Annotated in this window: 21 protein-coding genes, 1 tRNA gene and 1 pseudogene; 14 read left to right on the plus strand and 9 right to left on the minus strand. The window is 42.1% G+C overall.

Translation table 11 applies throughout. The annotated features are described in order from the left end of the window. Positions 1-38 precede the first annotated feature (38 nt). From CAN34_RS00160 to CAN34_RS00175, 4 genes are all read right to left on the minus strand, one after another. Positions 39-1,541, minus strand: coding sequence for a tripartite tricarboxylate transporter permease (locus tag CAN34_RS00160; RefSeq protein WP_089553927.1), 1,503 nt, complete (start codon positions 1,539-1,541; stop codon positions 39-41). 5 nt (positions 1,542-1,546) lie between these two features. Continuing rightward, positions 1,547-2,002 (minus strand): tripartite tricarboxylate transporter TctB family protein, encoded by a 456-nt coding sequence (locus CAN34_RS00165; protein WP_089553928.1) that lies wholly within the window; start codon positions 2,000-2,002, stop codon positions 1,547-1,549. 116 nt (positions 2,003-2,118) lie between these two features. Next, positions 2,119-3,162, minus strand: coding sequence for a tripartite tricarboxylate transporter substrate binding protein (locus tag CAN34_RS00170; protein ID WP_089553929.1), 1,044 nt, complete (start codon positions 3,160-3,162; stop codon positions 2,119-2,121). A gap of 302 nt (positions 3,163-3,464) precedes the next feature. Further along, positions 3,465-4,754: an SLC13 family permease gene (locus CAN34_RS00175; protein WP_089553930.1), complete on the minus strand. Its 1,290-nt coding sequence runs from the start codon at positions 4,752-4,754 to the stop codon at positions 3,465-3,467. Positions 4,755-5,055: 301 nt separating this feature from the next. Here CAN34_RS00175 and CAN34_RS00180 point away from each other — a divergent pair, with 301 nt between their 5' ends. The 5 genes from CAN34_RS00180 (at position 5,056) to tatC (ending at position 9,277) form a co-directional block, all read left to right on the plus strand. Then, positions 5,056-5,781 carry a GntR family transcriptional regulator gene (locus CAN34_RS00180; protein WP_089553931.1) on the plus strand — a complete coding sequence of 242 codons (726 nt, stop codon included), beginning with the start codon at positions 5,056-5,058 and terminating at the stop codon, positions 5,779-5,781. A 435-nt stretch (positions 5,782-6,216) separates the two neighbouring features. Continuing rightward, on the plus strand, positions 6,217-7,212 hold the full coding sequence (locus tag CAN34_RS00185; protein WP_089553932.1) for a diaminopimelate dehydrogenase: 996 nt from the start codon (positions 6,217-6,219) through the stop codon (positions 7,210-7,212). A 499-nt stretch (positions 7,213-7,711) separates the two neighbouring features. Next, positions 7,712-7,969 carry a Sec-independent protein translocase subunit TatA gene (gene tatA, locus CAN34_RS00190; RefSeq protein ID WP_089553933.1) on the plus strand — a complete coding sequence of 86 codons (258 nt, stop codon included), beginning with the start codon at positions 7,712-7,714 and terminating at the stop codon, positions 7,967-7,969. Positions 7,970-8,024: 55 nt separating this feature from the next. Then, on the plus strand, positions 8,025-8,411 hold the full coding sequence (tatB, locus tag CAN34_RS00195) for a Sec-independent protein translocase protein TatB (RefSeq protein ID WP_089553934.1): 387 nt from the start codon (positions 8,025-8,027) through the stop codon (positions 8,409-8,411). Continuing rightward, positions 8,408-9,277, plus strand: coding sequence for a twin-arginine translocase subunit TatC (tatC, locus tag CAN34_RS00200; protein ID WP_089553935.1), 870 nt, complete (start codon positions 8,408-8,410; stop codon positions 9,275-9,277). The genes tatB and tatC overlap by 4 nt, the downstream gene beginning before the upstream one ends. A gap of 261 nt (positions 9,278-9,538) precedes the next feature. Here the strand turns inward: tatC and CAN34_RS00205 are convergent, their stop codons facing one another. Beyond that, a complete protein-coding gene (locus tag CAN34_RS00205) occupies positions 9,539-9,964 on the minus strand; it encodes a hypothetical protein (protein ID WP_089553936.1) in 426 nt (141 codons plus the stop codon). A gap of 526 nt (positions 9,965-10,490) precedes the next feature. Between CAN34_RS00205 and CAN34_RS00210 the strand changes: the two genes are divergently transcribed. The 8 genes from CAN34_RS00210 (at position 10,491) to torD (ending at position 20,671) form a co-directional block, all read left to right on the plus strand. Then, positions 10,491-12,569, plus strand: coding sequence for a heme lyase CcmF/NrfE family subunit (locus tag CAN34_RS00210; protein WP_089553937.1), 2,079 nt, complete (start codon positions 10,491-10,493; stop codon positions 12,567-12,569). Positions 12,570-12,573: 4 nt separating this feature from the next. Then, a complete protein-coding gene (locus CAN34_RS00215) occupies positions 12,574-13,164 on the plus strand; it encodes a DsbE family thiol:disulfide interchange protein (protein WP_089553938.1) in 591 nt (196 codons plus the stop codon). Continuing rightward, positions 13,161-13,832 (plus strand): cytochrome c-type biogenesis protein, encoded by a 672-nt coding sequence (locus CAN34_RS00220; protein WP_089553939.1) that lies wholly within the window; start codon positions 13,161-13,163, stop codon positions 13,830-13,832. Before CAN34_RS00215 ends, CAN34_RS00220 begins: the two co-directional genes overlap by 4 nt. Then, entirely contained in the window at positions 13,829-15,109 is a 1,281-nt protein-coding gene (gene ccmI, locus CAN34_RS00225; RefSeq protein WP_089553940.1) for a c-type cytochrome biogenesis protein CcmI, read from the plus strand. Before CAN34_RS00220 ends, ccmI begins: the two co-directional genes overlap by 4 nt. A 533-nt stretch (positions 15,110-15,642) precedes the next feature. Then, positions 15,643-15,813 carry a periplasmic nitrate reductase, NapE protein gene (locus tag CAN34_RS14020; protein ID WP_121509207.1) on the plus strand — a complete coding sequence of 57 codons (171 nt, stop codon included), beginning with the start codon at positions 15,643-15,645 and terminating at the stop codon, positions 15,811-15,813. 135 nt (positions 15,814-15,948) lie between these two features. After that, complete coding sequence (gene torC, locus CAN34_RS00230) at positions 15,949-17,196, plus strand: pentaheme c-type cytochrome TorC (RefSeq protein ID WP_254423027.1); 1,248 nt, start codon at positions 15,949-15,951, stop codon at positions 17,194-17,196. Positions 17,197-17,224: 28 nt separating this feature from the next. Continuing rightward, positions 17,225-19,747, plus strand: coding sequence for a trimethylamine-N-oxide reductase TorA (gene torA, locus CAN34_RS00235; protein ID WP_089553941.1), 2,523 nt, complete (start codon positions 17,225-17,227; stop codon positions 19,745-19,747). A gap of 237 nt (positions 19,748-19,984) precedes the next feature. Further along, positions 19,985-20,671, plus strand: a complete 687-nt coding sequence (gene torD, locus CAN34_RS00240; RefSeq protein ID WP_254423028.1) for a molecular chaperone TorD — start codon at positions 19,985-19,987, stop codon at positions 20,669-20,671. A gap of 233 nt (positions 20,672-20,904) precedes the next feature. Here the strand turns inward: torD and CAN34_RS00245 are convergent. After that, positions 20,905-21,105 (minus strand): annotated as a pseudogene (locus tag CAN34_RS00245) (IS3 family transposase); the annotation flags it as partial. A 77-nt stretch (positions 21,106-21,182) separates the two neighbouring features. Then, positions 21,183-21,259: transfer RNA gene (locus CAN34_RS00250), tRNA-Val, on the minus strand. A 309-nt stretch (positions 21,260-21,568) separates the two neighbouring features. Between CAN34_RS00250 and CAN34_RS00255 the strand changes: the two genes are divergently transcribed. Beyond that, positions 21,569-22,546, plus strand: coding sequence for a glutathione S-transferase family protein (locus CAN34_RS00255; RefSeq protein ID WP_089553942.1), 978 nt, complete (start codon positions 21,569-21,571; stop codon positions 22,544-22,546). Between the two features lie 112 nt (positions 22,547-22,658). Here CAN34_RS00255 and hemB read toward each other — a convergent pair whose 3' ends face one another. Together hemB and CAN34_RS00265 are read right to left on the minus strand one after the other, a co-directional pair. After that, positions 22,659-23,666 carry a porphobilinogen synthase gene (gene hemB, locus CAN34_RS00260; RefSeq protein WP_079692289.1) on the minus strand — a complete coding sequence of 336 codons (1,008 nt, stop codon included), beginning with the start codon at positions 23,664-23,666 and terminating at the stop codon, positions 22,659-22,661. Positions 23,667-23,844: 178 nt separating this feature from the next. Beyond that, the coding region (locus tag CAN34_RS00265; RefSeq protein ID WP_121509208.1) for an efflux transporter outer membrane subunit at positions 23,845-25,626 on the minus strand (1,782 nt) is incomplete at its 5' end.

A 25,626-nucleotide genomic window follows, 5' to 3' on the forward strand; every position in this document is an offset into this window, starting at 1 on the left:
CCGCAGGCAAAATATTTCGACAATAGAATAGCTAGAACCTAAACAGCAGGCTTAAATTTTCTGCGGTAGACACTACGTATCACAGGCATAAACACCATCAAAATAGCCAATAACCATAGCACTATCGTGATAGGGCTGCTCCACAAGATACTTAGCTCACCTTGAGAAATAGACAAGGCGCGTCTTAGGTTAGACTCCATTAGCTCACCCAATACATAGCCCAAAATAAGTGCTGACAATGGGAAGTTTAATTTACGTAGGAAATAACCGAAGACACCAAGCGCCACCATGAATACCAAGTCAAAGGTTGTGCTATGGATAGAATATACCCCGACGAAGCTGACGGCAGCAATACCTGGTATCAAGATATAATTTGGCACATCAAGCAGTTTAGCGAACAAACCAACCAAAGGAATGTTCATGATTAATAAAATAACGTTACAGATAAATAAAGAGGCGATCAAGCCCCAAACGATATCAGGCTGCTCAGTAAATAACTGCGGACCTGGAGTAATATTATACAAGGTCAATGCACCCATCATGACCGCTGTTGTACCAGAACCCGGCACGCCTAAGGTCAGCATTGGTACAAATGAACCACAAGCAGAAGCATTGTTTGCTGCCTCTGGTGACGCGACGCCGCGAAGATCGCCTTCACCGAAAGTACCGGTATCACCAGCAATTTTACGTTCACTAGCATAAGTCATTGCACTAGCAATGGTCGCGCCTGCACCTGGTAAGATACCAACCACGAAGCCCATTAGACCACTACGTATCATAGCGCCTAAAGTAAACGTAAACTCTTTAAAGTTTAATAAACTGCGCTTACCTTGTTCAATGACCTTGTGACCTGTGGTGGTTTTTTCGAGCAAGATTAAAATCTCACTCACACTAAAGAAACCAATAACGATGGTGGTAAATTGAATACCATCAGACAAGTTGACAGAATCAAAAGTAAAGCGGTAAATACCGGTAACGGCATCGACACCAACAGTTGCTAGACCAAGACCAATTAATGCGGCAATACCCGTTTTAACTGGTTGATCACCCACCAAACCGCTTAGGCAGGTAATAGCAAATACCATCAATACAAAGTATTCAGCGGGTCCAAATGAGATTGCCCACTTGGCTAATAAAGGGGCAAATAATACCACGCCGATTGTTGCAATAGTGGCCCCAACAAAAGAGCTGACGGCAGATAAAGACAATGCAATACCAGCCTTGCCTTGCTTCGCCAATGGATAGCCATCCAGAGTCGTCATAATGGCGCCGGCATCACCGGGTACGTTAATGAGAATGGCAGAAATACGACCACCATATTCACACCCAAGATAAACGGCTGCAAGCAGAATGAGGGCACTCTCTGGTGGTAAACCAAGCGCAAAAGCGAAAGGCAGTAATATCGCCACACCGTTGATCGGACCAAGACCCGGCAACATGCCCACAATCGTACCCAAAAAAGCCCCGATCAGCGCAATCAGTAAGTTTTTTGGTGTGGATGCGATAGCAAAGCCATGCATCAAAAAATCAAAAGTATCCATATTGGCTATCCTATTATCCCTGACAACAATCCGAGTGGTAATTTGACATCTAAAAATATGTCAAATAAGACATATAGGCCAATACTGATTAAAACTGAAAAGACCAAACTTTTTAGAGGGTTACCTGCAAACAGTAAACCTACGGCAAAAGACATTATGATAGTAGAAAGAATAAAGCCTAAGTCTTCAAAAATAAGACCATAGACTAATAAAGCGAGTGCACAAAGCACTAGATTTCTGATGATCGGCTTAGTAAGCCCTAGATCAATAGGTTTAGTAAAACGTGCTGGACGAAAAGCGACCACTAAAGCGCCAAATGCCAGCAATGAAAAGATTAAAATGGGGTAAGGACGAGGACCAATCGGATCATAAGCAATAGGGGCAACATAACCAATGGCTAAGTATATTAGGAATAAACTCACTAGCGCCATCAGCCCAGAAAATAGACGTTCCATTGTCATAAGGGGAACTCCTTGAATTTTGAGGAAAAAGGCTGACAGATAGATATCCTGCCAGCCTTTGAAAATACCAAAAATATTTAATCTTCAATGAATAATATTATTGAATCTCAACGTAACTATTTGGTTTCCACTGCAGCTTCAACAAGACCGTACTCAGCAGACAATTCACGTAGCTCACCAGTACGCTTATAAACGTAGGCTTGCAGCTCATCGCCAGTCATAGAGAATGGTAGCAATTCTTGCTGCTCCCGTATTTCAGCGAATTTCGGATCAACAAGCATTTTATCAAAGGCATCTTTCCACCAGTTATAAGCGCCAGGACTAACGTCTGGTCCCATATAAAAGCCACGAACAACCGGCCAAGTGACATCGTAGCCTTGCTCTTTTGCAGTAGGAATATCGGCCATAGAGCCACCCAGTCGCTCATCTGCAAACACTGCTAATACACGCAGCTTACCAGCAGAGGCTTGTGGCATAATTTCAGCAATACCAGCACTAACGGCTGTGATATGGTTGCCCATTACCGCTGTAATGGCCTCACCACCACCTTCCATTGCTACATAAGTCATATCACTAGGATTGACGCCAACTGCTTTTGCTAAGATAGCGGTTTGCATCCAATCTTGACCACCGACACTACCGCCAGCACCAAAGCTGATAGCTTTAGGATTTTTTTTGAGCTCGGCGACTAAGCCTGCTAGATCTTTGATCGGTGAATCAGCATTGACCGCTACAGCGCCATAATCAGTACCGACACCCGCCAGCCATTTCACATCTTTTTCAGTAAATTTACCGAATTTACCTTGCGATAAATTAAGGATAGAACCAGTAGAGAACGCAATAATTGCATCGTCGTTATCGCGATCATTAGCAACAATTTTGTTATAAGCAACAGCACCTACGCCACCTGGCATATAGGTAACTCGCATAGGATCTTTTAGGATGCCAGTATCTTTTAAGCCAGCTTGAGCAAGCTTACAAGTCAAGTCAAAGCCGCCACCCGGTTTTGCTGGAGCAATACATTCTGGACGTGAAGGTGCTGTTAGCTCACTTGAGCCATCTGTAGCGGCTGCGTCTGTACTTGCAGTTTCGCTTGCATTATTACAGGCAGTCAAAGATAGAATAGACAGGCCAAGAGCCAGATAAGATAGTTTTTTCACACGACACTCCTTGTGTGTATGTTTACACCAAAAATTCAATAGGGCACTGATCAAAATAACCAACTATTAACGCTTAAGGTTACGATCAGATTAACGAAGTTACTAGACTTCATCAAAATATATTTTTTTGTCACTGTGTAAAAGTAACAGAATATTTTGATAATAACAAGAAACATATGTATGTATGTATGAATTTTTATTGTACTATAAACGCGCAGAAATCTATTGATTGTCCTTTTTAGGAAAAAATCCTAATAGAATATGAAAAATTAATTTGATGGTTTTTCTTGCTTTATAAGCAGTTAAAATACGAATTGGATGATTAATATTGCTATTATTCCAACGCCAATATCTAAGGGCACCGCCTTGAATAATAGGGCATTAAAAAGCTTATTTTTTTCTATAACGACTTGAGAAGCGCCTAACATTAGGCTACCTCCTGATGAGAAAGGAGAAAGTGATGAGCTTTGCGCCCCCACAACAATACAGGTAAATAGTAATAAAGGGCTTATTCCAGAGGCAATGGCTAGGGGCAGTACCATAGGAAATAAAGTAGGGGCGACTACGCCGAGTGTACTAGCAAATATTGACATGATTGCGCTGATAACGAAGACTAAAATCGGTATCATCCAGATAGGTACATTGCTGCTTAGCCATTCTGTTAGCTCGTAAATGACACCTATCTCTACTCCGAGACGAATTAACATACCGACGCCACAAATCATAATGAGCGTATTCCAAGGTATGAGTGCAATCACTGCTTTTTCGTCACCCAACTTTAACAATAGGCTAATCAAAGCAAAAATAATGGCGATAAATCCAATATCAATTCGAGCATTTAAAAACTGAATCGCTGCTACCTGTGGCATGAGTAGATTTAAAATAGGCACAATAAGCACAATAGCCATCATAATAAAAATCAGCATAATAGATTGTTTTTGCTTACTGTCGAAGGGTTCTGGTACTGTCGTTTGAATCTCGATTTTGCTGTTTCTGGCATTGATAAAGCTATAACCGCCCAATAGAATCACAGGTATTACAAAAGTAGCAGCAAAAATTCCTAAAACATAAGTAAAGCTATTGTCGTTCGCAACGCCTGCACCGCGCATTAGCTCCCTAAAAATAACACCGCTTTGTGAGGTGATAAAGTTAGCGCCAGCGAGCGCACCATAATTAACGGATAAGGTAGCAATAACGATATTTAAATTAGTGCGTTTAGACAACAGCAGGATCATCGGTGCCATAGTGGCTAAGACCGTATAATAACCGGCGCCTAAACCTGCGACAATCGTGGCGACAAAGAAAATAACCAAAGGCAAGAATGCTGGAAAGTGACGACATTTATAGATTAGATGACTAGATAACTTTTCTAAAGCGCCGTTAGCGAGAGGAAAGTTATAAAAGAGCGTAACGGCAAAAATAACAAAGAAAATTTTGAGCGGCCATAGCTCAATAATCTCATAAGCTTTTAGTCCCATACCAAAAGAACCGATCAGGTATGAGAATGCGATAGCAAATAGACCAATATTGATTTTGGTGGTATAGCCCAAAATGATACATATCACTATAGCGGCTAGAATATAAAGCGTCACGACTGCTCCTTGGCCTTAACTGTATGAATTCTATAAAAAACCATAGCAGTTTTTACAGAGTAAAGAGCATTACGCTAATGTCGACAAATAGCTTTCAAGACTAGAAAATCGTATAAGTCTTAAAAGCGACTCTAGTTGAGTAGAATGATGCAAAAAAAGGGTACATTAATTAGAGAAGATTGACCATAAAAATCTAGCTAAGACTCAACATTAAAATGATCAGAGATACCTTGTTTTTTGAGGCAAGAACAACGCTTAAAAAGAAATCGGTTAATAAAAACTTTTCCATTACGGTGAAAAAATGATAGAAAATTTCAAGAACTTTAAAATGCCACGATATGAGCAGGTGCGTTGGCATATACAGACATTACTGACAGAGAGTAAATGGGATGAAAGTAGGCCTTTACCTACGGAACAGGAGTTCGCTGATAAATATCAGGTATCTGTAGGAACTGTTCGTAAAGCGGTTGAAAAGTTAGTAGAAGAGGGTGTGTTAATTAAGCAGCAAGGCAAAGGTACTTTTTTAAAGCGCCCAGATTTTGAAAGTTCATTATTAAGGTTTTTTAAGTTCCGTGATAAAGAATCTAGTTATGTAACGCCAACAGGCATAGTCAAAAAAATCATGGTAATAGAAGCTATCGATGATATTAATCAAAAACTAAACCTAGGTAAAAATAAAGCCTTAATTTATATAGAGCGTATTCGTATTGTCGATGACAAAGTCTTGCTGAGTGAAAGAATTTGGCTGCCTAAAAGCCGTTATCAAGCTTTTGTGACTTTAGCTCCTGAAGACTTTGAGAATCTTCTCTATCCGTTTTACTATAAAAAATGCGGTCAGTTTGTATCTTCTGCCGTAGAAACACTGTTTTTTATAACCGATCACAGCGATCCTTATTTGGATAATACTAAACAAGAAAACTTGGTGAAGGTATGTCGCATTGCTAGGAATTTAGAAGGTGATCCTATCGAGTATAGAGAATCATTTGGGCTAGCAGAGAAGTTCAGTTATGAAATTAATATTATTTAGCGGTCAGTAAAGGTAATGAGCTGAAAACTGATAAATGGAGAGTTTGGGACAGAAGTTATCATAGCTAATATTGGTATGCCTTATCTGAACTATCCTAAGCGACAATCATAATATACTGTTTTCTTTGTTGAACTTCTGCTGTAGCAACTAAACTGTCAGCTATAGTCCCAGTGTTTATAGACTTTCTCTATTTCGATTTTATGTTATACCAATAATGATACCAACAAGTGATTTGTAAGTTGCTTAAATTAGTAGCTTTATACAGATGGGCCGTACAGATAGATTCAAATATGTAAAGTAAGCTATCACTCGTAATAGTAATGATCTAAAATACGTGCTATTTTTGCAGACCCTTATTACACAACATGTATTACTTGATACATATCACACCAGCAGTAACTGACTGTCCGCTACACCAACGTAAGGTTAATCATAATGACCCCAGTAATTAGAGTCGCCATCGCCGGTTACGGCAACCTCGGCCGCGGCACCCAAGCCGCTATCAAGCAAAGTCCAGACATGCAATTAGTCTGTGTATTCAGCCGCCGAGATCCTGCCTCCGTTATTCTTATCGACCCAAGCGTGCCCGTATACGCCATGGACGATATTGCACAATACAAAGATAACATAGACGTGCTGATCTTATGTGGCGGCTCCAAGTCTGATTTGCCTGAGCAAGGTCCAGCGTTCGCTAGCTTATTTAATATCGTCGACAGCTTCGATACTCACGCTAAAATCCCTGAGTACTTTGCAGCGCTTGATGTACCTGCTAAGGAAGCGGGTAAAGTTGCCATGTTGTCCGTAGGTTGGGATCCCGGTCTGTTTTCCATCAACCGCTTATACGGTGAAGCCATTTTACCGGTCGGAGAAACCTATACCTTTTGGGGCAAAGGCTTAAGCCAAGGACACTCAGATGCAGTACGCCGCGTGGATGGCGTTAAGTCAGGCGTGCAATATACCATTCCCTCAGAACCTGCCATGGCACGGGTACGTAACGGTGAGCAGCCCACACTTAGCACTCGCGAGAAGCACACCCGCGAATGCTATATCGTGCTGGCAGATGGCGCCGATGCCGATATGGTACGTAACACCATAGTGACTATGCCGGATTATTTTGCCGACTACGACACCGCAGTACACTTTATCGATCAACAAACTTTTGAGCGTGAGCACCGCAAGATGCCCCACGGCGGCTTCGTTATTCGCAGCGGTGTCAGCGGCACTGAGCAAGACAGCAACAACCAAGTGTTGGAGTTTTCATTAAAGCTCGGCAGTAACCCTGAGTTCACCTCTAGCGTGCTCGTGGCCTACGCCCGCGCTACCTATAAGATGAACTTGGCAGGGGAGACCGGTGCGAAAACCGTACTTGACGTCGCACCTGGTTTATTATCGCCTAAGACACCGGCGCAGCTGCGTAAAGAACTGCTGTAAACACTAGCTCTGAATCAGAAACAAAAAAGCTCTGAGCTAAAGACAAAAAGCACCAAGCCATGAAGGCTCGGTGCTTTTTTTGTATTCTAATCTTTGGCGCCGCTACTTTAGTTTGTGCAACAACCTCTACCATGTCAAAGTAGGTCGACCAAATATCGTAATATGACGTTATCTTATATGTATTGATTCTATTAGCTTATAGCTATTCTACAATTAAAAAATGGCAAAGTAAATTTGGATAGTGGTTAACAGTCAGAGCAATTCAAACTGATAACAATCTTACAAAAATCCTTTAATATTTAATCAAGTAGTATTTTGACCTCCAGGTCGTAAACTTATCGTAGCTGCTTTATAGATCAGAGAAACAGATGCTTGGTTTAGAGAAAGAGCCACTGTGATTGCGCTGCTTGAAGCTGTGATGTTAGTATGAAGAGGGGATTTCTAAAGCACACTTACAAATACTGGTCTAAACAAGATCTCAAAATATAAGGATACCGTTATGGGTAGTTTTTCCATTACACATTGGCTAATTTTATTGGTGGTAGTGGTAATCGTATTTGGTACCGCTAAGCTTAAAAATGCTGGCAAAGACTTAGGTGGTGCAGTAAAGGGTTTTAAAGAAGCAGTGAAAGATGAAGAAACTGAGCATGCTTACAAGAAACGTGTGCTTAGCCATGAAAATGATACACAAGCAGGCAGTCAGGTTGATGATATGGAAGTCAGCCCCGTCACCACTTATGATAAGCACAAAGTATGAAGCGCGCCGTTTATAAATAGCGGCACTAAGTAGTCTATTAATATGTGTGACTGTTATGTTTGATATTGGTTTTTCCGAACTACTCTTGTTTAGCGTCATTGCTTTAATCGTATTGGGCCCAGAAAAGCTGCCACAGGCCGCCCGTACAGCTGGGCAATGGTATGCCAAAATGCGTCGTATAGTATCAACACTACAGTCTGAAATAGAGGCTGAGCTTGATCTAGCTGAAACGCGTCAACAAATGCAAAATGAACTTGCGAAAATCCGTCAGACTGAGTCGGATATGAAGCGTGAAATAGCAGAAATGCGCGGCAGTATGCAAAAATTTGAGCATTCACAGAACCAAAGCTTAGACGCTTCACATCAGCCAATTACCTCTTATGATAAAGACCATCAACCGGATACTTCCTCCTCGCTAATTAAACAGGAGGCGGATCAGTGAGCCTATTTAAACGGCAAAAAAGTCGACAAGAAAAGATAGCAGATTTAGGGTTTGAGGCGACAACAGATACAACACAGAATAATGAGTCTGGAGATACGTTAGGTACTCTTGGCGATATGCCTATCACTGAACATTTAATCGAGCTGCGCACGCACTTAATAAAAATATGCGTTGCCGTTTTAATTATATTTTTAGCATTGGTAGGGTTTTCACGCGAGCTTTATAATCTGTTATCAGATCCATTGGTAGCGCAGTTGCCCATCAATTCGACTATGATTGCCACCGACATAACGTCAAACTTTATGGCACCCATTCGCTTAACGGGCTTTGTCGCCGCATTTTTAACCATGCCTTATATCCTGTATCAAATTTGGTCATTTGTGGCTTCCGGCTTATATGAAAACGAGAAAAAAATTGCTATTCCCTTACTACTGTCTTCGATATTTCTATTTTATGCTGGTGTTGCTTTCGCCTACTTTATCGTACTCAAAGGTGTATTGAAATTTTTTATCATGTTCGCTCCACAGAACGTTATACCAATGACCGATATTGACAGTTACCTGAGCTTTTCCCTCAAGCTATTTATGGTGTTTGGACTGACTTTTGAGATTCCAGTGGCCACCTTATTATTGGTAATGGTCGGAATCGTTTCTACTAAAAGTTTAGAAGATAAGCGTCGTTATATCATTGTCGGCTGTTTTGGGGTCGCCGCGGTAGTGACACCGCCTGATGGCGTGTCAATGCTGTTACTAGCGATTCCTATGTGGCTCTTGTTTGAGTTGGGTTTGTTTTTAGCAAAAATATTAATTAGAGATGAAGGAACTACCGTTTTAGCCTCAGGGAATGAAACATTAGAAAGTAGCTAGCAATAGAAAGTACCTAGCAATACCTTAAACACGCCAAATACCTCTCTTTGATAGCTAACTCACTGGCTAAGATAAGCAAATAAAATGGACGACACCAAACTTACTATTCTTTAGATGCTTACTCTAAACTTTCAGTAGATTATGCAAGTTTACTAAAAACACTTGTTTAATGGACACTCGCTGGTAGTGGGGCTTAGATTTTATTATCTAGTTCTCTGATTCAAATAAATTGGTCTCTGATATCTCCCGAGAATTTAAATCTTAATAAGTCGAGACGGGTTCTTCTGTTTCACCACTATTTAACACTTCAGAATCATTACTACGGTTGATACCCACCTCGTCATTTGACATATCTTCGCTGACTATCGCACCATCCTCGGAAACTGCCCCAGTATTCTCAGGCATATCGTTACTTGGCAGAATAGCACTTTCCTCTCGGTTACTATGCATGGGCTCACTGGCCATAGCTATCTCAGCTGCTGCTTCTTGCTCTGATGTTTGTGAGTCAACCTCTAGAGCTGAACCTTCCATCGTTGATTCGTCTTTTTTATCACAAGCACTTAATGTTAATGCCGATGTTGCTAGTATGACAAATAGCCATTTTTTACGGGTGGTGTTTGATTGCTTATTGTCAGGGGATAGTTGGATTATGGTAGCAGTTTTTAGATTTTTATTTATCATATTCATAATGCTCTCAGCTCTCTAGCCTAATTAGTTGTTAATAATTTTTAAAGTTATGCCGTTAGATAAAATGCTAATCAATAAAGTTTAATTAATATCATATAACTATACTAACAATTAAGGGTAGCTACCTTATTAGTTACAGCACAATTATGTTAAAAATTCGTAACTACCTGTCAATGAGCCATGTCTTATGGTTGGTTGAATATAAGTAAGCGCTGATTACCTAAAATAAATAAAGTAATAGCGTAAATGATGATTTATTGATTAGGCTTCCGCACTTAACGCACTCTGAAGTCTTAACCTACTGCTTCATAAGAAGATGCTTACATGCAAACATTCCGCATAAATGCTGGCTTGAAGTCATTATTAGTCTCGATAAACCGGCATAAATTTGGCTAAGAGTTGAGACGTAAATATCAAAAATAAATCATTAATGTTAGAATGGTTTTAAGCTCTACTTCAATCAGTCTACTTTAAATTTTAGGTCACTCTTAATGATGACCGAAGCCGATCAAATAAGGTCAGATATATGCTAATCACAGAGCTGGGATATTTTGCTTTGCTGGTAGCCTTTGTGCTCGCCATATTGCAAGTGATATTACCTACATGGGGTATTTTAAAACACAATGCTGCTATGCAACGGTTAGCGCCGAGTCTAGCTTGGGCACAGTTTTCTATGATGATGCTGTCATTCGTGGGATTGATGGCAGGATTTTATTACAATGACTTCAGTCTAGAATATGTGACCCAGCACTCTAATAGCTTGCTACCGTGGTATTACCGAGTATCAGCGACTTGGGGTGGTCACGAAGGCTCGTTATTGTTATGGATGACTATTCTGGCGACTTGGGCAGCATTAGTCTCCTTATTCAGTCGCGGTTTGCCATTATCTATGCGTGCGCGGGTGTTGGTTATTATGGCTGGCGTGCAGACGATGATGTTAGCGATGCTTATTTTCACCTCATCGCCGTTTAATCGCACCTTGCCTTATCTAATGGTCGATGGTGTAGATCTAAATCCAGTACTACAAGATCCTGGCTTAATCATTCACCCGCCAATGCTATATATGGGTTATGTTGGCATGGTCGTGCCTTTTGCTTTTTGTATGGCGGCATTGTGGGCAGGGAGGCTGGATGCAGTATGGGCACGCTGGTCGCGGCCTTGGACTCAAGCGGCTTGGGGGTTTTTAACGCTAGGCATCGCTCTGGGCTCTTGGTGGGCTTATTATGAGCTTGGCTGGGGTGGCTGGTGGTTTTGGGATCCAGTGGAGAATGCTTCTTTGATGCCATGGCTAGCGGGTACGGCATTATTACATTCATTGGCTGTCACTGAGAAGCGCGGCGTCTTTAAGGCATGGACCATTATGCTGGCCATCTTTACCTTTGCACTGAGTTTGCTAGGTACCTTCCTTGTGCGTTCTGGCGTTATTACTTCTGTGCATTCATTTGCAGCTGATCCAACCCGAGGCCTCGTTATTTTAGTTATTTTAGCGATAGTCATCGGCGGTGGATTAATTATGTTTGCCCTGCGTGGCTGGCAGTTGACTGTTGAAAGTCAATATCGTGCGATCTCTCGTGAGTCTTTTTTAGTCATCAATAACGCTATTATCTTAATAGCGACTTTAGTCGTCCTGCTTGGTACCTTGTATCCTATCATTGCTGATGCCTTTAATTTAGGGCAAGTCTCCGTTGGCGCGCCTTATTTTAATGCTTTATTTGTACCGCTAACGTGGTTAGTAATGCTCGCGATGGGCATGGGCTCGAATATTCGTTGGAAGAAGGACAGTCGACCTTTACTTGGACCGGCATTGATTATCGGTATTAGCAGTGCCGTTTTGGGTGCAATTATCAGCTATTTCGTCTATCCAGTAGCAATGTTTAATATCGCGGTGACTGTCGCGTTGAGTCTATGGGTATTGGCATGGATGTTCGTCGATATTAAAGATAAGACCAAAAATGCTAAAACTCGACTGGCTGGTATTAAACGTCTGAAAAGTAGTTATTGGGGCATGCAGACCGCCCACGTAGGCGTATTAATCGCCGCGATAGGTGTGGCATTTACCTCTAGTATGAGTATTGAAACTGATGTGGCTATGGGTGTCGGCGACAGTGTTCATGTTCAAGGTTATGATTTTGAGGTTAAAGGTTTTACAGAGGTCAAAGGCAGTAACTATGATGCGACCGAAGCCGAAGTCTTCGTCAGTAAAGATGGTCAATCGGTTACAACATTGCGGCCACAAAAACGTACTTACGTGGTGAGTATGATGCCGATGACCGAAGCTGCAATTGATGACCGGCTAAGCCGAGATCTGTATGTCGCGTTAGGTGAACCTATCGCTGAAGACAGTAATCAGTGGGCAATCCGCATCTATGTCAAACCACTTATCCGTTGGATTTGGCTGGGTTCTATTATAATGGTACTTGGTGTAGTGATATCGATGTTAGATCCTCGTTATCGCATCAAACCTAGGAAGCGTTCCAAAATTCTAGAAGATGATCTTGACTATGGTATCTATGAAGACAGGCCTATAGATATAAAGGCTGAGTACATAAAGTCTGAGGTCAAATCAGTCAATAGTTCAGTTACTCAATCAGTAGAGGAGCGCTAAGGTTATGGAAAGTAAACAACTTAAACTGTGGTTTTTGATTCCGCTTATCGTGTTTATTGGTTTCATTATTATGCTTTTTTTTAGACTGGGTAAGCCGACGGAGATCGTGACCAATACAGCACTCGAGCGTCCAGTACCAACTTTTGAGTTGCCACTATTGTCTGATACCAGTCTCATGGTGACAGACTCACAAATGCCAACATCTCCTTATTTAATCAATATTTGGGGTTCATGGTGTCCGACTTGTGTGTATGAGCATCCTTTCTTTTTAGAATTAAAGAAGCGTGGTGTCCATACGGTCGGTGTGAACTATAAAGACGAGATTGGTGATGCGCTTAATTACCTTAATGAGCTTGGCGATCCGTATTTGATGTCTGTGCAAGACTATTCTGGTCAGTTCGCCTTGGATTTAGGTTTGACTGGTGCCCCTGAGACTTTCGTTGTCGATAGCAAGGGCATTATTCGTCAGCATATCGTTGGTGAAGTAAACGAAGAAAATTGGCAAAGTCGGATTAATCCTTGTTTAAAACTTCTACAACAAGAGGCTACTGGTGAAAAGATAGCATCTACCCAAGTTGAAGAGGTGTGCCAATGAACGCTAACAACTCATTATTTTACAGACTAATATTAATCCCAGTTTTTGTGCTTTTTACCTTATTAATAGGAGCGACAAACCTGAGCCATGCGGCTATCGAAGTTTACGACTTTGATTCAAAACGGCAAGAAGCGCAGTACCGCGGCCTAATTGATGAGTTTCGTTGCCCGAAATGCCAAAATCAAAATCTGGCAGGTTCTGATGCACCTATCGCCCAAGATTTAAAGCAAAAAACTTATGATATGGTAAAAGATGGTCGCTCGGACGCTGAGATTCGTCAGTATATGCAAGAGCGCTATGGCGATTTTATTAGTTATAGTCCACCAGTACGTCCATCTACATGGATACTTTGGTTCTTTCCACCACTATTATTAATCTTAATACTGGGCGGCTGGTTTTGGCGCAATCATACTCGTAGTAAAGCTCCTAATAAACGCCCTATTATGCCGAATACAGATATAAGTAGTTCACTAACAGTTAAAGAGCAAGCAGCGTTAGATAGGCTGTTAGCAAGTCGGGAAGAATCAGGTAAGACAACGACAGAGGCAACGATAGACGAAGTTAACCTAACTGAGACTGAGACTGAGACTGAGACTAAGCCCTCTAATCTTAAAACGACGAAACCCAAATCTAATGGGCAAACACGCGATAAAGGAGATTCCTTATGACTGTGTTTTCTACTCTTGTCATATTCATTATTTTTAGCCTATTGGTTGCGCTATTAGCCGCATTGATAGTCATCGTACCGTGGTTGCGCTCAAGCAGAGATGCGCCTGATCCTGTAGACAATCGGCTCATTGATCTCAATGTCGATGTATACAAGTCCAGGTTGCGTGAGCTTGCTGCTGATAAAGCAATAGGTACTATAGATGATGTTCAATATATCGCTCAAAAAATAGAACTTGAGCGCCAGTTATTAGATGCTGAACAAATCGCAACGCCTATGCAGTTGCCTAGTCTAAAAGGACAGTTGGCACTGATAGTCTGTGTGCCAGTATTGGCGATATGTGCTTATGTGCTTTTCAGCGATCGTAGTGATGTGTTTGACTTATGGCGCGCGCAGGATAGAGTGGGTGACGTGTCAGAGGAGCTGCTTTCCGGTAAGATTGACGTGCTACCAGAGTGGGCTTTTGAAGATGGTGCAGGACTTTTCTCGACCATTCAGACCAATGTCCATCGTAATGCTGATGATTCTTACCGTTGGATGGTATTGTCGGAAATATTCTTATCTTTTGAAGAGCCAGAATCGGCTTTAGAAGCACTTTCGAGAGCTTATAGACTGTCCCCTGATGATAAAAATATTGCAGCAGAGTATGCACAGTTAAGCTTTTTAGCGAATGGAGGTAGTCTTGATATCGAGACTCGCCGAGTCTTGGAGGACATCCTGAAAGGTGATCCTGATAATGAGTCAGCACAGATGTTAATGGCAAGGGGCGAGGCGAAAGCAGGTAACTATGAGCAGGCACAAGGCTGGATAGCTAAAATACGTCAGCGTATGGAAAAAAATCCGAGCGATGATAGGCATGCGCTTACTGGCTTGGATGAGTTAACGGTCGATATTGTCAGGCAACAGGCGCAAGCTACTGAAGGTGTAGATATATCTGTCACTGTGAATGCTAAATTACTACCGTTAATAACCGCTGACGATGTATTATTTGTTGCTATTCGCGCCGCTGAAGGTGGGCCTCCCTATGCGGCAAAACGAATACCGATTAGCAGTTTAAAGCAGGGCAATATCAGTTTAAGCCTAAGCAATCTAGACGCAATGATGGCTGATAGAACGCTACAACCTGCACGCGCATCAGGTGAGCAGCTGGTTGTGACCGCGCGCATTAGCCATTCTGGTAATGCTATTTCCGTATCTGGTGATTTATCCTCTAATCCAGTCGTGCTAAAAAGTGACCAGCAACAAGTAAATATTGAAATCAATCAGCAGGTGCCTTAAATGTTAGTCGGAAGTGTTAGATGAAAAATGTTCAAGGTTCAATGTTCAATGTTATATGAGTTTTAATAACAAGATTTTAACGACAGAGCTATTCATTAATTAGAGAGTAGTTAGTATAAAAGCCTAGATCAGAAGCGCCTCGATAATTTCGGGGCGTTTCTTTATAAAAATGAGCAGTTTCAATAGCGTATAGCCATAGATCTCATCCTGCCTTATGCGGCTTGTTTTACGCTACTTAAATGAGCACTCAATTCATAAGTTTTAGGATGTAATGTTGCAGATTAGTTACAGAATATTAAGTATCCATGTTATCATTACAGTTAGTAAGGTATTAAGTTATTTAGCGTTTTATAAAATCTAAACTAAACAATATCCAACTTAAAATAAACTAAACAATAAAAATATAACGACCATTCAAAACAGAGATAAAAATACAAGAAATCGTTTATTTAGCATTCTTATTTGAAATAAAAGCTTTAAATATTACTGTTTTACTACTTGTTAGCCAGCGTGAATATATTTAGAGGTGAACTATGCAACCTGAACAGCAACTAAAAAACCAGCAGCAACCAGTCAGACGCGAATGGCTCAGTGCCTTAGTCATGGCTTTTATTGCCTTACCATTTATAGCGCTGTTATTCATTTGTGCTTATGGTTTCATCATTTGGTTCGGTCAAATGTGGTTCTGGGGACCACCTTCTTAACCTGTTAACTAGCGTCCCGTCAGTAGCTGATATTGTCCAATCGCTAATCTCTAATATTTTCACGCAAAAAATGGACAAATAACCGCCCAAATTGTATGAAATTCAAATGGCTATGAAATACAGTAAGGAATCATCATGAAAGCAATCATGAGTGCAATCAAAAATCTATTTAACTGGCTGCGTCGTCTTCTGTTTAAACCTTCCGCAAAGATCGGACTTGGAATACTTATCATCATCGGCTTTGCGGGTGGAGTTTGGTTCTGGGCAGGGTTTAATGCTGGCATGCAAGCAACAAATACCGAAGAGTTCTGTACTTCTTGTCATACGATGGGTGACAACATGCTACCCGAGCTCAAGAAAACCGTACATTTCAAAAACCGTACTGGCGTTAGGGCAGAGTGTTCAGATTGTCACGTACCCCATGACTTTACGGCGAAAGTTGCGCGTAAAATGCAAGCCTCACGTGAGGTACTGTCACAGTTGATGGGTGATATTGGTACTCGAGAAAAATTTCTTGATCATCGTGTGGTATTAGCGCAACGTGAGTGGGGCCGTTTTAAAGCCAACGATTCTAAAGAGTGTCGCACTTGCCATGATTACGACAGCATGGATTTTGATAAAATGCGCGTCACCTCACAAATGATTATGCGTAGCGCGGCTGAACGTGATGCCAGCTGTCTTGATTGCCACAAAGGGATTGCGCACGAGTTACCAAATACTGAAGGTATGCACAATCCAGCATTTGATTCGCTATTGTCTGAAGCCAGAAGTACCAAAATTAAAGATGGTCAAAACTATTACAACATTGTACCGCAAGATTTATATACCTCAGATGATAGAAAGACTAAAGCAGGTAGTATAGAAATTGCTGCACCTGTTAAAGTGTTGGCGCACAAAGATGGTGGGGTACAAATTGAGCTCGATATGTGGCGCAAAAACAAAGGCTTCGGTCGTGTATGGTATACCAACTTTGGTTTAAATATTCCTGATGCCATTATCGAAAAAGACTTAGCTAGTGATAAGAGTCTCATCACAGCAGGCGAAGCTAAAGAAGATCCGCTGACTGGTCTTGAATGGCAAAAAGTGAAGGCTCAGTTCTGGGTTGCCGAAGGAGGCCTCATGGAGAGTATCGAGCCAGCTTGGGACATTGCTAGCCAGACGTATAGTGATAGCTGTAGTACTTGTCACCGTCAACCAGACCCAAGTGGACACGATGCCAACCAATGGCCAGGCTTATTTAGTGGCATGGTAGGGTTCACTAACTTAGACAATGATAGTGCAGCTATGGTCTTAAAATATCTACAACTGCATTCATCAGATTTTAGAAAGAACCCTCAAGGTAGTGGGTCGCCTGAAAACACGTTCCAAGGTGCTAGACCGTAACTAGAGAAAACAATTAGAGAGATAACTTATGAAAAACATCAATCGCAGACACTTTCTCAAGTCACTAGCTGCTTTAACGGGTACCGCGTTGTTACCGACATCACTACTTGCCGATAACAGTATCGTTACTAGTAAGACTGGGAAAAAACCTGATTTGAGTGGCTGGAAAATGTCCGGTGCACACTGGGGTGCCTTCCGTGCCAATGTTCAGGGTGACAAGCTCGTTGAAGTGCAACCTTTTGAGTTTGATCAGTTCCCGACCGATATTTTGCAGGGTGTGCCTGGCATTATTTATAGCCCATCACGGGTACGTTATCCTATGATTCGGGTTGATTGGTATAAAAACCGTCATAAAAGTGACACGACACAGCGCGGTGATAACCGTTTCGTACGCGTCGGCTGGGATGCTGCTCTAGACATGGTCTATGAAGAGCTTGAGCGTATCCAAAAAGATTACGGTCCTTGGGCGTTGCATACGGCTAACGTTGGCTGGCGGTCAGTAGGACAGATCCACAGTTGTGGTAACCATATGCTACGCGCCGTGGCGATGCATGGACGGAGTGTTGGTACAGCAGGGGATTATTCAACCGGTGCTGGTCAAGTCATTATGCCTTACGTGTTAGGTTCGACTGAGGTGTATTCACAGGGTACATCATGGCCGTTGATTTTAGAAAATTCAAAAGTCATCGTTATGTGGGCGAATGACCCTGTCAAAAACTTACAAGTTGGCTGGAATACAGAAACGCACGAATCTTATGAGTACTTAGAGCAATTACGTACTAAAGTTCGAAATAAAGAGATTGAGGTCATCTGTATTGATCCGGTCAAAAGTAAAACCCAGAACTACCTAGAGTGTGATCATCAATATGTTAACCCACATACTGATGTGGCGTTTATGCTGGCTATTGCGCATACGCTATATACCGAAAAGCTTTATGATGAAAAATTCATTGATGTCTATACTCTCGGCTTCGAAGCGTTTATTCCTTATGTGATGGGTAAAACTGAAGATAAAATCGAGAGAACCCCAGAGTGGGCAGAAAAGATTTGTGGTATCAAAGCGGACCGTATCCGTGAGCTTACCCGCAAAATGGCGAAGAATCGTACCCAGCTTATTTTCGGCTGGGCGATTCAGCGTCAACAGCATGGTGAGCAACCTTATTGGATGGGAGCGATTATCGCTGCTATGCTTGGTCAGTTTGGTCAGCCGGGTGGGGGCATTAGTTATTCGCATCACTATAGCTCATCGGGTGTACCAGCTTCAGGTGCTTCTATGCCGGGTGCGTTCCCGCTAAATCTTGATACTGGTCGTAAGCCTAAGCACGATAACGAAGACTTTAATGGGTATAGCTCTGTTATACCAGTTGCTCGCGCTATTGATTGCTTACTTGAGCCGGGTAAAGTGATTGACTTTAATGGTCACAAAGTTACCCTTCCGCCTTATAAAATGGGTATTTTTTCAGGCTGTAACCAATGGCATCGCCATCAGCAGCGCAACCGTATGAAAGAGGCGTACCGCAAAGTTGAGACAGTCGTTGCGGTCGACTATAACTGGACGGCAACCTGTCGTTTTGCTGACATTGTACTGCCAGCATGTACGCCTTATGAGCGTAATGATATTGATGCTTACGGTACCTATAGTAACCGTGGCGTTATTGCCATGCACAAGCTGATTGACCCGCTTTATCATTCTAAATCAGACTTTGATATTTGGTATGAATTAACTAAGCGCATGAATCGTGAAATCGAATATAGCCGTAATATGAATGAGATGCAGTGGATCGAGCAAATCTACGAAGAGTGCCGTGCTGATAACTTGAAAAAAGAATTTTTCATGCCTGAATTTGCTGAATTCTGGAAAAAAGGCTACGTGCTATTCCCAGAGGGTAAAAACTGGACAAGACATGCTGATTTCCTTGAAGATCCTGAAGTCAACGCCCTTGGCACACCATCAGGCTTTATTGAGATAAGTAGCCGCAAAATTGCCAGTTATGGTTATGATGACTGTAAAGGCCATCCTACCTGGATGGAGAAAATTGAGCGCTCACATGGTGGTCCTGGTTCAGATAAGCATCCACTATGGCTACAATCAGTGCATCCAGATACCCGTCTGCACTCACAAACTTGTGAGTCTGAAGAGCGCCGTGCAACCTATACGGTACAAGGTCGTGAGCCTTGTTACATGGGTCCTGAGGATGCAAAAGCTCGTGGTATCAAAGATGGTGACATTGTGCGTGTCTTTAATGATCGTGGTCAGTTATTGGCTGGTGCAGTTATCTCTGATAACTTTCCACCGGGTATCATTCGTATCCAAGAGGGTGCATGGTATGGACCTACTGGCCCTGAAATCGGTGCGCTAGATACCTATGGTGACCCTAATACGTTAACCATTGATATCGGTACCTCAAGTCTTGCACAAGCGCCTAGTGCCAATACTTGTATCGTCGAGATGGAGAAATTCGTTGGTAAAGCACCAGCAGTGACTTCGTTCGGTGGTCCAAAGTATGTCAATCCAGATGGTAGCTCTGCTGTATCATCCCAAATGGGTTAATATCATTTAGGACAGTAAGTGATAAAAAATGCCTTTGTAAGCCGTATGCGACGTAAATAGCATGTGTGATTTACAAAGGCATTTATTTATATAGACGATCTGTTCTAATGTAGTACTCAATGCCAGTATTTAATAAAAATAAAACCGCTATTTAATAAATGTGTTACTTAATAAATGTGTTACTTAATAAAAGTAGCCACCAATAACACATAAAAGACAGCTTAAATTGGATTTAAAATGAACATAACTGAAGATAAAATCAATATTAATGAAGAATGGCAAGCTGCTAATCCGGCACGTTCTGCACTTTATCGTTGGTTTGCAGATGTTTTCGCGCGTGAGCTTACCTCAACGACCTTAGATGAGTGGCAACAGAATCAAGCTTACGATAGTATTCACGAGGTATTTGTTAGTCTCGGACTTGAGCAATACAGTAATCGCGTGAAAGTCGCCATTGATAATTTGCAGCAATTCCCTAAAGAGCATCGTGCCATTGAGCTTGCCGCAGATTTTGCGCAGATTTTTTTACTGAGTGGTGATGATAGTGCACCGCCTTACGCTTCTTATTATCTGAGCAGTGATAAACATCTTTATGGCAAACCTGCGGCGCATATGATGCGTTTTCTTGATAGCCAGCAGCTAAGCTTACATCCTGAGTTTCGTGAGCCAAATGACCATTTAAGTGTATATTTTATCGTTATGAGCTTATGGATTAATAAAAGTATTGAGCAACAGCTTGATATGGTCAACACGGCACAAGAACAAATCGACTTTCTTGATAGTGCTTTACTCAATTGGCTACCGCAGTTCACTAAATACTGTCAAAAAATCAACGTAAAAACAGATATTTATCCTGCACTTGCTGCTTTGGTAGAGCAGTTTGTCATAGAAGACAGAGCAGCATTAGAAAGCATAGTGAGCTAATGGCTGACTAGCTCGCTCATAGATATTGAGAATCTTAAATACGTTAAGTGGCTATTTTAAGCTCAGTAACGCTAATTTTGCATAGCATTAAGTATCAGTAAGTATAAAGCCATTGATTACTCTTGAGCAACTTCAGCGGTTTATAACCCAGCGTATTCAATGACCTATGTTGTCAAATCCGTAGACATTAACTTGGGAGATTTTATTTACGCAGCCAGACGATAATAATCAAACTACATCTGCCTTGGCGTTTTATAGCCTAAACCCTTTTGAATCTTAGTGCCACTGCGAGCACAGCTCTTGTCTTGCGTCGCTACAAGGCAGTACTTTGCTAATCGCTTCTCATTGTATTCAAGCTCAATGTATTGAGTGATGTCGTTGATGGCTTTGAATCTTGTTTTGTAGTCTTGGTGATATACCAGCTCATTCTTCAATTAAAGATTTTCCGCTACAGCCCATATTTTACGGACAAAAAAAGCCCCAGTCGTTAGACTAGGGCTTTCTAAATATTTGGTAGGCATAAGCAGACTCGAACTGCTGACCTCTACCATGTCAAGGTAGCGCTCTAACCAACTGAGCTATACGCCTATTTAGGTTGAGCATTTTAGCAAATTCTGAGGACTTTGCAAGTCTTTTCTATAACAATATTAACTTATTATTATTATATTGAGTGTTAATCTTGATATCGAGTGATATGGAATATTTTTTGTGTAGTTTTGCTAAATAGTAAGTAAAATTTGTTTATGTTTTATTGTCAGTAAAACAACAAAGCCTAATGGCTAAGTAATATATAACTGCTATCATAATTCTAAAAATAGAGTGGGTATTGCGATAATAATTTCATAGTATTCGTGCTTCGCAAAAACTATATCAAAATAAAATATTGAGGAGGGTGATATGGGTCTATTGGTCGACGGGCAATGGCAGGATAAATGGTATGATACAGAATCGAGCGGTGGACGCTTTGAGCGTGAAGATGCAGGTTTTAGGAACTGGGTAACAGCAGATGGTAGGGCAGGTCCCTCCGGTCATGGCGGCTTCAAAGCAGAAGCCGACCGTTATCATTTATATGTATCTTTGGCGTGTCCTTGGGCACACCGCACCATGATTTACCGCAAGTTAAAAGGCTTGGAAGACATCATTTCGATATCTGTGGTTCATCCATTTATGGGTGATAAAGGTTGGACGTTTGCAGAGGGTGCAGGCGTTATTGCTGATCCTATTGTAAATGCGAGTTATCTATATGAGGTTTATACTGCAGCCAAATCAGACTATACAGGACGGGTGACAGTACCAATATTATGGGATAAAAAAACCAATAGCATCGTCAGCAATGAATCCTCTGAGATTATTCGGATGTTTAACTCAGCTTTTGATAAGGTTGGAGCAGCAGTAGGTGGTTTTTTACCTGCAGAATCCATAGCAGAAATCGATGCGATCAATGCATTTGTTTATGATGCGGTCAATAACGGAGTTTATAAAGCTGGTTTTGCCACTACGGAAGCGGCGTATAAAGAAGCGGTAGTCAAACTATTCGATGCGTTAGATACGCTTGAGGCGCGTTTGGCAGACCAACGTTACCTAATAGATAGCACGATAACTGAGGCGGATTGGCGTTTATTTACGACTTTAGTGCGCTTTGATGCGGTTTATGTCGGACACTTTAAATGTAATATACGTCGTATCGTTGACTATCCGAATCTTTGGGGTTATCTACGTGACTTATATCAAGTACCGGTCGTTAAAGACACGATAAATATGGATCATATTAAAGCGCATTATTACATCAGCCATGCCAATATTAATCCCACTCGTATTGTGCCTGTTGGTCCGGTTATTGACTTTAATGAACCGCATGACCGCAAGCGTTTATAGATTTACTTATTACAATATAAAAAAATCACGACAGCTGATTCATAGCAGCTGGCGTGATAGGTTTGCAGTATAAGCCACAATATGAATAAGCAAAAACATAAATTAGCTAAAATTAAGCATTATTCAACTGTCTTGCTGCTTCTAGAGCAAAATAAGTCAAAATACCATCTGCACCAGCACGGCGGAAGCCAATCAATGATTCTAAAATCACCGCATCTGTTAGCCAACCGTTTTGAATAGCCGCCATATGCATGGCATATTCGCCAGACACTTGATAGGCAAAGGTCGGTACCCCAAAGGTATTTTTAACTTCTCTAATCAAATCTAAGTAGGGTTGACCGGGTTTAATCATGACCATATCAGCGCCTTCATTGATGTCCATGGCCACTTCATGTAGCGCTTCAGCACGGTTACCAAAGTCCATCTGATACTGCTTCTTATGACCACCTTTTAAGTTGCCAGCACTACCGACCGCATCACGGAATGGCCCGTAATAAGCAGAGGCATATTTTGCCGAGTAGGCCATGATAGCGGTATTGACAAAACCTTCTGCCTCAAATGCATCTCGCATGGCTTTGATACGACCATCCATCATGTCGCTAGGGGAGATGATGTCGGCACCGGCGCGGGCGTGTACCAATGCCTGCTTGACCAGTACTTCAACCGTTGCATCGTTAACGACATAGCCACTGTCATCGAGTAAGCCGTCTTGACCGTGTGAGGTATAAGGATCTAATGCCACATCAGTCATCACCACCATCTCTGGAATAGCATCTTTGACAGCTTTGACCGCGCGTGCGCTCAAGCCATTTTCGTCATAAGCCGATTTACCGTCAGGCGTTTTTAGTGAGTTATCAATCACTGGGAAGATGTCGATAGTTGTGACACCTTCTGCTAATAACTCTTTGGCATGTTTAATGAGCAGGTCAATCGATAAGCGCTCAACGCCCGGCATACTCGCGATTGATTGGCGTTGGTTACTACCTTCTAACACAAAAACGGGCGCGATAAAGTGCTTAGGATGCAGCTCAACTTCACGAATCATGGCGCGTACATTGTCGTTATAACGCAGACGACGCAGGCGAGTTTCAGGGAATTGGCGGTTAAAAGTATAAGTCATAATGCTTCCTTTTTTTAGTATCAACAACTTTTGTTTTGGTATTAATATAATACGACTACTATAACCAATAGTAGCTGACGAAAGCAAAAAGCCCTACCAAGTCGGTAGGGCTTTTTGTACTTATCGACTATCAACGTGAGGATAAAGCACCTTCACGAGATTATAGCGCTTTGATCACTTAAGGTTCAACAATCTGCGTGACAGGTACTTGCTCAACGCTGGTTTCTTTCAGAGTAGCCTCTTCAGTTAAGATGCCTACAGCAGCATCGGTTTTACCGTCATTATTGACGTCAACCACAGCAGTAGGTTTAAAGGTGGCTTTTTCTACTGGTTGCGCTTGCTTAATCGCTTGAGCTTCTTGGACAGAAGCAACACGCGCTGAGCTAGCGGCATCGATAGCATTGACCGCTTTTGCTTTATTGCCACCTACGTTAGCCACTTGCACTAAGTTTCTATGTTGCGGCGTAGGAATCACTGTTGGCACATCTAGGTTGGCACCACCACCAAGCGCTTGGTAAAGCTCGACTTGGCTAACGATTTTTTGTAGCTCTAAATCTAAAATACCTTGCTGCGTTGAGAACAGTGAACGCTGTGCATCAAGAACGTCTAGATAGTTAGCAATACCCGCTTTAAAGCGCGCATCTGCAATCTGATACGTTTGTTCAAAGTTGTCTTGCAAACGGTATTGGGCTTCGAGCTGCTCGCCTAAGGTAGCACGCGTTGCCAAGACATCAGAGACCTCGCGGAAAGCGGTTTGAATTGAGCGCTCATAGCCAGCAAGTGTCTGTTCACGTTCAATTTTAGCGACATCGTAGTTGGCATCTAAGCGACCTGCATCAAAGATAGGCACGCTAATGCTTGGACCAAATGACCAGCCAACGGCACCACTTTTGAATAAGTCGTCCAAACTACCACTACTGACGCCAATGCTACTTGCGAGGCTTATAGAAGGATAATAAGACGCGCGTGCTACTTCGATATTAGCACCAGCGGCTTTTAGGTTGTATTCCGCTTGCAACACATCTGGGCGATAGCGCAGCAACTCACTAGGCAAGCCAGCACTAAATATCTTTTGGCTAGTGATATTACTGACAGCTGGGGTTGGAATCAGATTGGTTGGAATCGGTCCACCGACCAAAAACTGCAATGCATTACGTGATTTTAAAATACTGCTTTGCGCACGTAAGACGGCAAGTCTCGCATTTTCAAGTGAGGCACTAGACTGTAATGAAGGCAACTTAGGATCAATACCGGCTTCAAAACGTTTATCAGCGATAAACAGTGATTTCTCACGACTCTCAACCGTTGCTTCCGCCAGTTTCAACTGCGCTAAACTGTAGCTTAAATTGGCATAGCTTTGGGCAATGTTACTAATTAAGCTAATTTGGGTAGCGTCTTTTGCAGCCGTGGTGGCTAAGAAATTCTGCAACGCTTGGTCTTTTAAACTAGAGATCTTACCCCAAAAGTCGAGCTCATAATTGGCAAGACCTAAATTTACGCTATAAGCACCACTAGAGTTTTTATCGCGGCTATTTTGTGCTGAGCGACTGTAGCCACCGCTACCATCGATACTTGGCAAGTCGCGAATATCACTAATTTGATATTGAGCACGTGCTTTTTCAATGGCTAAGCGCGCACTTTCAAAGTCTTTGTTATTTTCAAGACCTAAAGCAATCAGACCTTTTAAACGCTCGTCGCTATAGAAGTTCTGCCAGCGTTGATTGGCAATGCTTGGTTGCTCAGCCGTACTGACGGTTTCCTTATCGAACGCCCCATAGGTTTGTCCGATAGGAATATTAGGCTCAGCAAGGACAGGACGCATATCCGCTTTTGGAATGGTATTACAAGCAGCCATGCTGATCGCTAATGCCGTTAAGCCTATTAAACGACCGCTATTTTGGCTAACGAGGCCCGTCACCGCGCCTGCCTTAGTTGCTGAGGTTGGGGTAACGAAATACCT

Source organism: Psychrobacter sp. DAB_AL32B (genome assembly GCF_002224105.1).
In the GTDB taxonomy this organism is placed as follows: domain Bacteria; phylum Pseudomonadota; class Gammaproteobacteria; order Pseudomonadales; family Moraxellaceae; genus Psychrobacter.